A 12,935-nucleotide genomic window follows, 5' to 3' on the forward strand; every position below is an offset into this window, starting at 1 on the left:
AAGAGCGAAGCAAGGGGGACGGCAGGAGCGTTCCCGGTCCGCGTGACGGGGTGGTGTCCAGGAAGAGAAGGGGTGCGGGCGGACGGGCGACACAGGTGATGCCTGAAGCTTTCTGTCAGAGTCTCCCCTCGTCGCCTCCTGTCAATCTGTCAATACGTCCTTTTCACCACGCACGTTCAACGCCTGCTTGCGGCCGTCGGTTCCGCAGCTCCCTCATCAGCCCCTCGATGGGCGCGGTGACGACCGAACTCACTCAGCGCGCCTTCGACGATCGCCTCCAACCGCGCATGATGCGCACCCCGCCAGTACAGACGCTCGCACACCACACACTGCGCGTAGACGTCGTACGTACGCCGGGTCCCGTCCTCCAGCCGGTCGCCGACCGTCTGTTTGTCGGCCTGCTCCAGCCGTCCGTTGCAGGCGGTGCACCGGGTCCACGGGGCGAGTGCGGGCGCGAACCGGTCGAGGACGTCCCGGAGCTGGTCGTCCGGACGGTCGCTGTAGATGTACGCGCCCGCCCACAGTTCGCGGCGCCGCAGCAGACCCCGGTCCCGGGAGAGCAGCACCCGCTGCTCGGCCGCCGACAACGTGGCCAGCGCCGGGTCACCGATGTCCGCGCTCTCGTACGCGGCGTCGACACCCAGGAGCCTCAACCGGCGGGCGAGCGTGCCCAGGTGGACGTCGAGCAGGAACCGCAGCGGCGCCCCCGGCACCGACTGCGGCCGGACGACGGCGTCGACCTCCACTGTCTCGCCCGCGCCCGGCACATGGGACACCGTCACTTCCCGGCCGTCCACCAGCAGCTGTCCGGCCTCGGTGAGCGGTACGCCCAGCGACTCCACCACGTGCCCGAGCGAGGACGACCCGTCGGTGATCACGGTCGTGGGCCCGGCACGTCGTTCGGACGGGACGAAGAGCCGCAGCTCAGGGGCGAAACTGATGACGATCTCCGGTCTGCTCACCCGGCCAGCATGTCATCGCCCCGACCGGGGCGGTCGGCCGTACCGGGCCCGGCGACCGGCCGTGGGCCGCGAGGCCGCCCTCAGGCCGGACAGCCGCGTCCCGGCCTCCGACCGCGACCGGTAGCGGTTCCTCCCCGAGACGACCGCGCGGGGCCGACTGCCGGGCCACTCGCACGGGGTGGCGGTGTACGACGAAGAAGTGCTCGACAACGGCCGCCCGTACGGTCCTGGAGTCGTGCCCCGGCGGTTCGCCCGGCGACCGCCTCCACCGGCAGGGCCCCCTCCCGGCCGCCGAGGCGCGGGACACCGGCGTACGCGACAACGTCGGCCTCGCCGACATCGGGCCGGCCGCGATGCCCCGGCCCGGACAGGAACTGTCGGTCACCCGGGAGGCGTTGACTCCCGCGTACGCCCCGCCGGAGGCGTTCCGGCCGGCCGAGCCGAGCCCCGCCGGTGACGTGTACTCCCTTGCCGCCACGGTCCACGCCCTCACGCACGGCTGCCCCCTCCGCACCTCCCGGCGGGGGCAGCCTCGGCATCGCACAGGCCATCGTCCGGCGCGTTGCGCCGCTACCGTGCGACCGCCTCGATGACGCTGTGCCCGCGGGTGGTGGCCATGCCCGGGTCGTCCAGAATCCGTCGGATCTCGAATCCCGCCGCCGCCAGGAGTTCCGTCCACTCGTTCTCCGTGCGCTCCTTGCCGCCGAGGACGACCAGCATGAGCAGGTCACCAAGGACGCTCCGGATGTCGCCCTCGGCGGGCCGCAGGACGGTCTCGACGAGGATGAGCCTCCCGTGCGGGGGCATGGCGGCCCGGACCTTCCGGAGGACCTTCAGGGCGTTGTCGTCGTTCCAGTCGTGCAGGACCCGGGAAAGGACGTACACGTCTCCGCCCGGGGCGACCGTGTCGAAGAAGCTCTCACCGACGAGCGTGCACCGGTCGGTCACGCCGGCTGCGGCCAGGTTCGCCTCTGCCTGCGCCACGGTCTCGGGCAGGTCCTGGAGCAGTCCGCGCATCTCCGGGTGTCGTGCGAGCACCGAGGCCATCAGCCTGCCGTCGCCACCGCCCACGTCGACGACCGTGCGGCAGTCCTCGAACTCGTAGAGCCGCAGAGCGGCGATCGCGGCGGGCATGGTGGCGCCCATGGCGCGATTGAAGACGCGCGCCTCCTCGGGATGGGAGGCGAGGAACTCGAAGTAGTCCATCCCGAACGCCTCGTCGAAGGCGGGGCGGCCGGTCTTGACCGTGTGGATCACGCCCGCCCAGGCGCGGAAGACGGCACCGCTCTGCAGCAGCACTCCGTCACGGAAGCCGTCGGGTGCTCCGTCGGCGAGAGCCCTGCCCGGTTCCCTCAGGCTGAAGGACTTGCCAGGGTGCTCGGCCAGCATGCCGAGGGCGGTGAGGGCCCGGCAGAACCGGTACAGGGCGTCCTCGTCGCTCTCGGTCGCCTTGGCGATCTCACCGATGTTCATGGGCTCCTCGCCCAGCAGATCGGCGAGACCCAGATACGCGGCCACATAGAGCGTCTGGCCTATCCAAGGGCCGGACGCGTGGTACATCTCCCGGAGATCCGGCTCGGGTCGGGTTTCGCTGGACATGTTCTCCCCCTCTGGCGTCGACTGCTGTCCCTGGACTTGACCGGTTCACGTCCTCAGGAACCCGTGATGTCGTTTCCGGGGAGCTCCGCGACGACCAGGAGGTAGCCGAGCTCCCACACCTCGATGAGATTCGAGAGGTCGAGATCGTCGACCAGTTCGGCGCCGAGCGTGTTGTCGATGTGCTTCTTGTCCTGTTCGAGCCGCTCGGCGATGCCTTCGAGGGTCCGTTTCATCACCTGCTCACTGATGTCGGACACCTCGACCAGGCGCAGGCCGGCCTCCCGGACCAGGCCCGGATAGTCGTCGATCCTCACGATCGGGCCCATGACCCAGTTCTCGTAGAACCTCTCGACAGCCCCCCTTTTGTGTTCGGGAACGGGCGCGCGCTCGAAGAAGTCGGTCAGTACGACCCGGCCGCCGGGCCGGATCACCCGCGCCATTTCCCGTAATACCTGGACACGGTCGGGCATGTGAATAATTGACTCCAGCGCCCATACCGCGTCGAACGAATCCGCCTCGAAAGGAAGGTCGGCGGCATCCGCGTACTGGAAGGAGGCCCGGTCGGCCAACCCTGCTGCAGTCGCGCGAATACCGGCACGCTTTACCTGTTCATGGCTGACGGTGACGCCGACGACGCTACCGTTGATGGCATTCGCCAGACGGATGGCCGGCGTTCCCATTCCGCAGCCGACGTCGAGAACTCGTGCGCCCGACTTGGTCCTCAGCTTCTCGATCATCAGTTCCGTGAAACGTTCTTCCGCGCGTTCCAGAGGCCAGGTGTCCTCGGGGTTGTCCCAATAACCGAAATGCAGGTTGTGATCGCCGCCAAAATTGTCCGACTCGAAGCCGGCCATTTGGTCGTAGAGAGTTCCCACCTGATCGACGGCAGTGGGTTCCGTCCGAGACATGTGCTTCTCCATCCAGTCGACTGCCCTGAGAGGTGCGAGCGTTGGTTGGCGTGCCATGCATCTCCGGGAACGTTAGCAACTGCTTTGTGAACGGGGCAACATTTATTTTGGACACTGAATTGTTTCGGTGTTTGTCTCGGTGGCGTACGGATGACAGGTATTCGCTTCGACGCATGAGGGTCGGTGCTCCCCGGGGTGGCCGGCCTGGTCGGCGCATCGGTGTACCCGCAGGTCCAGAGCGGTCGATGTGCCTGTTTGGGGAGCGGGTGGGAGTCGCGGTCCATGTTTTCGGCCAATTCTGGCCGAAAGTTAGTGCGGGGGTGTCATCAAAAGTCTCGTGGTGTTTCACTGGTTTCGCCGATGGGGGTACGTGGGGAAGGTCTTTTTGGCCGGTCCGCGGCCCACCAGCCTATTAGTTGTCCATTTGGCAATTGATTGGCAAAATTGTTTTTGTAGTTTCACCAACGGGGGTTCGTGGTGCTGCACGCAGAGATCTTCGCTGCTCTCCATCCATGCTGTGACGCGGGGCGAGGCACGGCCCGCCACCGCAAGCGCTGACAGGTCGGTCCCCGGACGCGGAAGACGTTCGGCCACCCATGTCCTGTTCTCCGGCGGCCCGCGTTCCCGCATTCGGCACCGGCGTCACTGTGCCATATTCCCGTACGAGATCATGCCCGGCGGTCGGAAGAAGCTGGACCTGAATTCACCCTGGTAATACCGGTGTGCTCAGGGCCGCCCTGCCACGGTCGGTCAGCCTGATTCCGGGGCTTCCTTCCGTGTCGTGATCTCCCTGTTCCGCGAACCCGCGCCAGAACACGGATTTTCCTGCCAAGAAGCACCGCTCAAGGAGGAATACTGTGCCTGCCACAACGCCGTCCCAGAGTCCCGACCTGATGCAGCTTTACCATATGGGGGGTCCCTGGATCGGGCAGACCTTCTATGTCGCCGCCGAACTCGGAATCGCCGATCAGCTCGGCCCGGAACCGATGCCGGTCTCGGAACTCGCCGCCGCGACCGAGGCGAACGAGGAGGTCCTCTACCGGTTCTGCCGCGTCCTCGCCTCCATGGGCGTGCTGCGGGCCCACCCCGAGCGCGCCTTCTCCCTCACGGAGGCGGGCGGCATGCTGCGCAGCGACGCTCCCGGCGGCTTCCGCTACGGCGTCATGCTCCAGAGCGGCGCCTGCTTCCGCGCCTGGACCGAGGTGATGCACACGGTGCGCACCGGCGAGCCCGCTTTCAACAAGGTGCACGGTGCCGCCTACTACGACTTCCTCGAAGCCAACCCGGCGGAGAACGAGCTCTTCAACCGTGCCATGGGAGTCACCTCCCTGGCCCCGGCCATCGCCGCCCTCAAGCGCTACGACTTCACCGGCATCAAGCGACTCGTCGATGTGGGCGGTGGCGTCGGCACCCTGATCGCCGCCGTCCTGGAGCTGAACCCGGGGATGACCGGTGTTGTCCAGGACCTCGCGGCCGTCACCGCCGAGGCCCCCGACCACCTCGCGGAACATGGCGTGCAGGACCGTGTCGAGGTCGTCGACGGGAGCTTCTTCGACTCGGTCGTGCCCGGTGCGGACGCCTACGTGCTCTCCCGGGTGCTGCACAACTGGAACGACGAGGACTGCCTGAGGATCCTCCGGCGTGTGCACGAGGCGATGCCACCGCACGCCAAGCTCATCGTCATCGACAGCGTTGTCCCCGACGGCGGCGGACTGCACCCCAGCATGCTGGCCGACCTCTTCATGATGGTCATCCTCGGCGGCAAGGAGCGCACCGAGCGGGACTGGCGCCTGCTGCTCGACGAAGCGGGCTTCCGGATGACACGCGCGGTCCAGGCCGAGAACGCCGGCGACACCCTCGTACACGCCCTCGTCGAAGCCGTACGGCGCTGACCGGGGCCGCGCCCCACCGACGTACCGGACCCGCCTTCCTTTAGAACCCAACAGAGAAGAGGCACGTGCACATGGTTTCCCGAAGAGCGTTCATCCGTGCGGGAGCGACGGCGACACTGGCCGCCGCGACCGCGACGACCGCGTTGCCGGCGGTCCTCGCCCATGCGGCGGCCGGGCCCAACTGGGCACTGCTGCAGCGGCACCTGAGCGGCACCCTCGTACTGCCCACCGACACGGCGTACACCACGGCGAAGCAGATCTCGTGGACCGAGTACGACACCGTGCAGCCGGCGGCCGTCGCCTACTGCCAGTCCGCCGCCGACGTGAGCACCTGTCTGAAGTTCGCCCGGGCCAACGGGATACCGGCGACACCGCGCAGTGGCGGCCACAGTTTCATGGGCTTCTCCCTGACGACCGGGCTCGTCATCGACGTGTCCCGGCTCAACAGCGTCACGGCCGACGGAAACACGGTCACCATGGGTGGCGGGGCGCTCCAGATCGACACCCTCAGCGGCCTGTCGGGTACGGGTCTGGCACTGCCCGGTGGTCTCTTCCCGACCGTGGGCGCGGGCGGCTTCATCCAGGGCGGCGGACTCGGCTGGCAGACGCGGCACCTCGGCATGGCCTCCGACACCCTTCAGTCGGCCTGCGTCGTCCTGGCCGACGGCACCGTCGTCACCGCCTCGCCGACACAGAACGCCGACCTCTTCTGGGCCCTGCGCGGCGGCGGCGGAGGCAACTTCGGCGTCGTCACGTCGTACCGCATGGCCGCGACTCCGGTGCCCACCCTCTCGCGCTTCAGCCTCACCTGGACCTGGGACCGGGCCGCCGACGTCCTGACGGCCTGGCAGCAGTGGGCCATCGCGTCCCCGCGCCTGCTCAGTTCGGGCCCCGTCCTCGCGCTCTTCGACGCGGCGCCCGGCAACACGCCCTATCTGGGCGTGTCCGGTGTCTGGATGGGTGACCCGGCCGACCTGCCGCCGCTCCTCGACGCCCTCGTCGGCGAGGTCGGACACGCCCCGTCGACACGCACCGTGAACGACGACACCTACACCGCCGGAATGCTGGCCTGGTACAACTGCGGCAACCTGACGGTGCCCCAGTGCCACCTCCAGGGCACGACCGGCGACGGCCGGATCAGCCGATTCGGCTGGTCCTTCGACCGCAGCCGCCTCTTCGGCGCTGCCATCCCGGCCACGGGCGTCGACGCGCTGCTGACCGCCTTCGACGCCGACCGGGTCGCCGGCCACTCCCGGTTCATCCGCACCATCGTGCTCGGCGGCCGGGCGAACGACCTCGCACGCACCGACACGGCCTACGTGCACCGCGACTCCGAGTTCGTCATGAGCATCGCCACCGGGCTGCCCACGGGCACGCCGAGCGCGGCCGACCAGACCATCGCGCGGAACTGGGCGGGTCATGTCTTCGACACGGTCAACCCCCATTCCAACGGCGAGAGTTACGTCAACTACCTGGACCGTGTGCTTCCCGACTGGGCCGACGCCTACTACAAGGAGAACCTGACACGGTTGAGGAGTGTGAAGAGACACTACGACCCGAGCAACTTTTTCCGGTTCACACAGAGCATCACCTGACCTCCGCGGGTGACCGGCCCCACCGGGCCGGTCACCGGCCGGGTCGAGGAGGAAGAGTACTTAGCGTCCGGGGGAGTCGTGCACCAAAACTTGGTAGAACGCTGGTCGGAGTTACTCGTTCTCAACCGCACCGTCGACACCCTGTGTCAGGGAATCGGCGATCTGCTGATGATCGAGGGAGGGTGTGGCATCGGCCGTACGGCCCTGCTGCTCGAACTCGAACAGATGGCCAGAGCACGCCAGTTGGTCATGTGCACCGCGCGCTGCAGCACCCTCGAGTCCGACTTCTCCTACGGGGTGATGCACCAGCTCCTCGAACCTCACCTCTCCACCCTGGCGGCCGGGCACACCGAGGCCGCGCCGGTCGCCGCGGAACTGCTCGCAGTGATGGACTCGGCCGTTGTCCCCGCCGATGCCGCGAGCGACATCCACGTCCTGAACGGAATGCTCTGGGCCGTCCGCCGGCTCGCCGGGCAGGCTCCGGTCGTCCTGGCCGTCGACGACCTGAACTTCTGTGACGCGTCGTCCCTGCACGTCCTCGCCTACATGGCCCGGCGGCTGAAGGGCTGGCCGGTCGCGATCGTGGGCACCCGCCGGCTCGGTGAGCCGGTGATCACGCCGACCATGCTCGCGGCGCTGCACGAGGCCGGCGAGTGGACCGTACTGCGCCCCGCCCCGCTGACCGCCGCGGGCACGGGAGAGCTCGTCGACGGTCTCCTCGGGCCGACGCCCACCTCGGTCGTCGAGGAGATGCACGGACTGACCGCGGGCAACCCGATGTTCCTGAACACGATGCTGAGGGCGTCCGGCGGCCCCCACCACGAGCCGGTGGGCGCCGGCCTGTCCGCGGGTGGCCTCGAACGGCTCGTGGGCACGACCGTGCGCAACCGGCTCGCGCACCTGCCCACCGGCGTGTCGTGTGTTGCCGAAACGATTGCCCTCCTGGAGGGCGAAGCGGACAGCGCCCTCATCGCCGAGGCCGCGGGCATACCGGATCGGGAAGGCGCGGGCGCGCTGGCCGTCCTGGGCGGCATGGGCCTGCTGACCGACCTTGCTCTGCCGACCTACGTCCACCCCGTGTTGGGCAACGCGCTGCGGAGGCTGCCGGAGGTCGTCGCCCCGGACCGGGTGCACCGCCGGGTGTCCGAGGCCCTGCACCGGCGGAACGCCCCGCCGGCCGACGTGGCCGGGCATCTGATGCGGACCGGACCGGTGGGCACGGGCTGGGCCCCCGAGGTGCTGCGGGCCGCGGCCACGGCGGCCGTGGGTGAGCGCAGGCCGGCCGAGGCCCTTGCGCTGCTGCGGCGCGCGCTCGAAGAACCGCTCGCTCAGGACGTGCGCGACGAGGTGCAGGCGGAACTGGACTGCGTCGAGCTGATCACGGATCCGCAGGGACTGCTGCCCAGGCTGCGGGCCCGCCTGGGCACGACACAGACAGCGCAGAGCCGGGTGAGTACCGTCCTCGCCTACGCCCAGGTGCTCCTGCGCACCCATCGGACCGAGGACGCCGCCGAGGCTTTGGAGGAGTGCCGCGCCGGCCTCACCGTGATGGCTCCCTCACGGTCGCGGGACGCGCTGCTCAGGCGGATCGACACCGCGGAGGCGATGGCCGCGCTGCTGGGCTCCTCCGGGGCGTCGCAGATCTCCGACCTGCTCGCGAAGCTCTGCGACGACGGCACCGGCGACACGCTGCACAAGGTGTCCCTGCAGGCCTTGGAGGCGACGGTCGAAGGGCGCACCTCCGCGCGGACGGTGGTCCGGGCCCTTGACCGGGAACTCGCGCAGGCTGGCCAGGAGGCCCCCCTGATGCCGTACACGGTCTTCACGCTCCTGTGGGCCGACGAACCGGAGCCGGTCGACCGGTGGTGCGACGCGGTACTGACCGGGCAGCCGGGGACGGGCAGCCTGCCCGCCACCGTGATCGCGCTGGCCCTGCGCGCCACCTCGCAGTTGGAGGCCGGGCGGCTGCAGGGAGCGGAACGAGACGCCCGCCAGGCCCTGGAACTGCTCGGCGAGCAGGAGGCCACGGATCCGCTCCAGTCCCTGGTGCTCGCCCCACTGCTGAACGTGCTCACCGAACTCGACCGCACGGACGAGGCCGTCGCCCTCCTGGCGGGCCGTGGTTACGCCGGGGCCCTCCCCGAGCTGTTGCCGCACACCATGGTGCTCGCCGCGCGCGGGCGGCTGAAGGGCGCCCGAGGCGACACCGAGGGCGCGTTGGCGGACCTCATGGAGGCCGGCCGCCGGACCGAGAACTGGGGAACATCCAACCCGGCCGTCTCGCGCTGGCGTTCCGAGGCCGCGTTCATGCGCAACCAGCTCGGAGATGTCGAGGGCGCCCTCCGTCTGGTGGAGGACGAGCTGCACGCGGCGCGCCTGTGGGGCACTCCGCGGGTGATCGGTGTCGCCCTGCGGGCCAAGGGCCTGATCCTCGGGGACGAGGAGGGGCTGGCCGCTCTGACCGAGGCCGTGGAGGTGTTGCGGTCGGGGACGGCCCGCCTGGAGACGGCGTATGCCGAGGCCGGTCTCGGCATCGTGCAGCGGCGCCGCAACAACAGGCGCGCCGCCCGCGAGACGTTACGGCGGGCCCTGGCACTCGCCCAGCAGCTCGGTGCCGTACGGCTGGCGGCGCGGGTCCACGCCGAACTGCTCGCGGCCGGCGGTCTGCCTCGGCGCTGCGAGCACTTCGGCACCAAGGCACTCACCGCGAGCGAGTACCGGGTGGCACTGCTGGCCGCCGTGGGCCGGACGAACGGTTCGATCGCGCGGGAGCTGTTCGTGACCCGGCGGACCGTCGAGACCCATCTGACGCGTGCCTACCGCAAGCTCGGCATCCAGGGCCGTTCCGAACTCGGCCGGGTGCTGCAGGCGTGAGCGGGGGAGGACCGCGCGGTCGCCCCCTCCGCCCCGGGCCTTCAGTGCCGGGGCGGAGCGCAGGCGTTGTCGGCCTGTTGGCCATCCTCGATCCTTGCGACCGGCCCGGCGACGAGCTGTCGGAGCACGGATCGCAGCGCCTCTCGAGCCGGCGCGTCCAGGTCGTCCAGCAGGCGGTTCTCGATCGCCTCGATGTCCTCGCGGGTGGCGTCGACGGCTCGGCGGCCGTCCTCGGTCGCCTCGACGATGCGTGCCCTGCGGTCGGCGGGGTCGGGCCGGCGGCGGACCAGGCCGGCCGCTTCCAGCTCGTCGAGGACCAGGACGAGTTTGCTCTTGTCCACCGAGACGGCCTGGGCGAGCGCCAGCTGGCTCCTTATGGGCGCCTCGACGATGGCCATCAGGACGGTGTAGCCCCACAGCGTCATGCCGTGCTCGCGCACGACCGAGACCTCCGCCGTGGCGAGCCCCTGCTTGAGCCGGGCGAACACCCAGTGGAGATCGCTGTGGAGCCGGCCGCCCGACGCCCGGTCGTCGGCGGGAGTAGTGAGGGACATGTCAGCAGAATAGCAAAGGACCAAAATCGTCTTGACTTGAGATTATCTTGGCCTAGTCTGGTTTCGACTTCAGATCATCTTGCCTGGAAGGGAATGCTGTGGCGCATCTGCTGCATCTGGACGCCAGCGCCCGGAGTGACTCGTTCTCACGGGAGCTCGGCGCGGCCTTCGTCAAACACTGGAAGACCGCCCACCCGGACGCCACCTACACCTACCGGGACCTGGTGGCGGACCCGGTCACGCCCATCGACGAGGCCCGGGTCCGCCTGGCCACCCAGTCCTCCGTGAACGGGGTGCGGGGCTTAGAGGCGATGGACGAAGTGGCCGCCGCGCCCGAGCTGGCCGAGGCCTGGGCGGCGACCCGCCCCCTCATCGAGCAGCTCCTCGCCGCCGACGTCCTGCTCATCGGGACCCCCATGTACAACTTCAGCGTCCCGGGCTCGCTCAAGACCTGGATGGACCGGGTGACCCTGCCGTGGCTGCCGCTCGCGGGGAAGTCCGCGGTCATCCTCAGCGCCCGCGGCGGTGCCTACGGCCCCGGCACACCCCGGGAGCCCATGGACTTCCAGGAGCCGTACCTGCGCGCCTACTTCTCCGCACTCGGCCTCGAGGACGTGGAGTTCGTGCACACGGAGCTCACGCACGCCCCGATCATGCCGTTCCTGGCGCAGTTCCGGGACGCCCACGAGGAGTCCCGGACCGCCGCTCTGGACGCGGTCGAGGTCCTGGCCACCCGGGTGCCGGCCGAGAACCCCGCGGCCTGAGCCGTCCCAGCACGCACTCACGTAAGAGGAGAGGACACCCCGCACGATGGACACCGCACTCAAGGACCGTGTGGTCCTGATCACCGGAGCATCCAAGGGAATCGGCGCCGCGACGGCCCGGGCCTTCGGCCAGGAGGGCGCCCGGGTCGCCATCACCTACCGCGACAGTCCGGAGAAGGCCGAGAAGGTGGCCTCCGAGGTGGAGGCCGCCGGCGGACAGGCTCTCGTGGTCCGGCTCGATCTGGAGGACCTGCGCACAGTCGAGGAGGCCGCGAACACCGTCGTCGAGCAGTGGGGCGGGATCGACGTGCTCGTCGCCAACGCCGTGCGCTGGGGCGGTGACGGTCCGCCGGACCCGAGCATCCGCTTCGAGGACGTGCCGCTCGAGGAGTGGCAGGCCATGATCGGCGCCAACCTGATCGGCGCCGCCGCCCAGGTCCGCGCGGTCCTGCCGAGCATGCGCTCGCGCGGCTGGGGCCGGATCGTGCTGATCTCCTCCAGTGTCGCCGAGGAGGGCCTGCCCGGCCCCGGACCGTACGGAACCGCCAAGTCCGGTCTCTACGGCCTCGCCCGCAGCCTTGCCTGGGAGGCCGGCCGGGACGGCATCCTCGTCAACGTGGTGGCGCCCGGCCTCACCCTGACCGACAGCCGCGCGCCCATCCCCAAGTTCGTCACCGACAAGCTGGCCGCCGGCACGCCCACCCGTCGGCTCTCCGACGCGGACGACGTTGCCAAGCTCGTCCTGTTCCTCGGCTCGGGAGCCAACGGCAACCTCACGGGCGAGGTGGTCCGCGACGGCTCGTCCGCTGCACGCGCGCCCCACATGGGTCCCTGACGCCGTAGCACCGTAGCGCCGTACCACCTCTGACCGGGGTTCCGTCCGACATCGTCGGACGGAACCCCGGTTTTTTCGTGCCCGGACAGCCGGCACCGCCCGCCCCGGCTGCACTCCGTGACCTGTTGTGCGGCACGGGGTGACGGAGATTGTCTCGGTAGTGCTCTGACGCCCCGGTGGGGCTCCGCCCCGGACGATGACTCAGGAGGGCGGCGCGGAGCCGCCCCACACAGCGGAGAGGAAGGGCAGCGGCTCATGCAACCCCGAATCGCCATCGTCTACTTCAGCTCCAGCGGGGTGATCTCCCGGGTGGCCGAGCACCTGGCGGAAGGGGCCGCGGCGCAGAACGCGGAGGTCCGGGTACGCGCCCTGGGCGCGACCGGCGGGAACCCCGCCCCGAAAGCCGGCCGGCTCGTCGAGCCGACACTCGACGACCTCGACTGGGCCGACGGACTGCTGATCGGCACGCCCACCTGGTTCGGCAACATCGCGGCCCCGCTCAAGGCGTTCCTGGACACCACGAGCCCGCTGGCGCTGCACGGCCGGCTGGCGGACAAGCCCGTCACCGGCTTCACCAGTGCCTCGCTGCCCAACGGCGGCCAGGAGGCGGCGCTCCTCGCGCTGTACCACACGATGTTCCACTGGGGCTCGCTGATCGTGCCCACCGGATACACCCACCCCGTGCTGCGCAAGGTCGGCGGCAACCCCTACGGCCTGTCCGTGACGGCACCGGACTCGGGCGAACTGACGGCCGACCAGATCGAGGCGGCACGCTTCGTCGGCGGCCGGATCACCCGGCTGGCCCGGCAACACGGCCCCGCCGGCCTGCATGCCGTACGGGAACTCTGGTCGGCCGACCTGCCCGCGCGCCCCCTGGAAACGTTCGCCGCGGCGGACGCCCGGCGCGCGTGACCCCAGAGCTCCTGCCCCCTCACCAAGGCGAGAGGTTCCG

At 69.8% G+C, this 12,935-nt stretch carries 10 protein-coding genes; 6 read left to right on the forward strand and 4 right to left on the reverse strand.

The annotated features are described in order from the left end of the window. Positions 1-176: 176 nt before the first annotated feature. The 3 genes from G3I56_RS14245 to G3I56_RS14255 form a co-directional block, all read right to left on the reverse strand. On the reverse strand, positions 177-962 hold the full coding sequence (locus tag G3I56_RS14245) for a Mut7-C RNAse domain-containing protein (RefSeq protein WP_164409322.1): 786 nt from the start codon (positions 960-962) through the stop codon (positions 177-179). A 570-nt stretch (positions 963-1,532) separates the two neighbouring features. Further along, on the reverse strand, positions 1,533-2,561 hold the full coding sequence (locus G3I56_RS14250; RefSeq protein WP_164409323.1) for a methyltransferase: 1,029 nt from the start codon (positions 2,559-2,561) through the stop codon (positions 1,533-1,535). Between the two features lie 53 nt (positions 2,562-2,614). Further along, the gene (locus tag G3I56_RS14255; protein ID WP_164409324.1) at positions 2,615-3,481 is read right to left on the reverse strand and encodes a methyltransferase domain-containing protein; all 867 of its coding nucleotides are present in this window, start codon (positions 3,479-3,481) and stop codon (positions 2,615-2,617) included. A gap of 896 nt (positions 3,482-4,377) precedes the next feature. On the opposite strand from G3I56_RS14255, the gene G3I56_RS14260 reads away from it, so the two are divergent. The 3 genes from G3I56_RS14260 (at position 4,378) to G3I56_RS44710 (ending at position 9,830) form a co-directional block, all read left to right on the forward strand. Then, a complete protein-coding gene (locus G3I56_RS14260; RefSeq protein ID WP_164409325.1) occupies positions 4,378-5,361 on the forward strand; it encodes a methyltransferase in 984 nt (327 codons plus the stop codon). Positions 5,362-5,432: 71 nt separating this feature from the next. After that, entirely contained in the window at positions 5,433-6,956 is a 1,524-nt protein-coding gene (locus tag G3I56_RS14265) for an FAD-binding oxidoreductase (protein WP_164409326.1), read from the forward strand. A 78-nt stretch (positions 6,957-7,034) separates the two neighbouring features. Beyond that, positions 7,035-9,830, forward strand: coding sequence for a LuxR family transcriptional regulator (locus tag G3I56_RS44710; protein WP_164409327.1), 2,796 nt, complete (start codon positions 7,035-7,037; stop codon positions 9,828-9,830). A gap of 41 nt (positions 9,831-9,871) precedes the next feature. On the opposite strand, the gene G3I56_RS14275 is transcribed toward G3I56_RS44710, so the two are convergent. Further along, complete coding sequence (locus tag G3I56_RS14275) at positions 9,872-10,384, reverse strand: MarR family winged helix-turn-helix transcriptional regulator (protein ID WP_164409328.1); 513 nt, start codon at positions 10,382-10,384, stop codon at positions 9,872-9,874. Between the two features lie 98 nt (positions 10,385-10,482). On the opposite strand from G3I56_RS14275, the gene G3I56_RS14280 reads away from it, so the two are divergent. From G3I56_RS14280 to G3I56_RS14290, 3 genes are all read left to right on the forward strand, one after another. Continuing rightward, positions 10,483-11,148 carry an NAD(P)H-dependent oxidoreductase gene (locus G3I56_RS14280; RefSeq protein WP_164409329.1) on the forward strand — a complete coding sequence of 222 codons (666 nt, stop codon included), beginning with the start codon at positions 10,483-10,485 and terminating at the stop codon, positions 11,146-11,148. Positions 11,149-11,194: 46 nt separating this feature from the next. Next, entirely contained in the window at positions 11,195-11,983 is a 789-nt protein-coding gene (locus tag G3I56_RS14285; protein ID WP_164409330.1) for an SDR family NAD(P)-dependent oxidoreductase, read from the forward strand. 255 nt (positions 11,984-12,238) lie between these two features. After that, positions 12,239-12,895, forward strand: a complete 657-nt coding sequence (locus G3I56_RS14290; RefSeq protein ID WP_164409331.1) for a flavodoxin family protein — start codon at positions 12,239-12,241, stop codon at positions 12,893-12,895. Positions 12,896-12,935 lie beyond the last annotated feature (40 nt).

It is taken from the genome of Streptomyces sp. SID12488, from assembly GCF_010548275.1.
GTDB lineage: Bacteria > Actinomycetota > Actinomycetes > Streptomycetales > Streptomycetaceae > Streptomyces.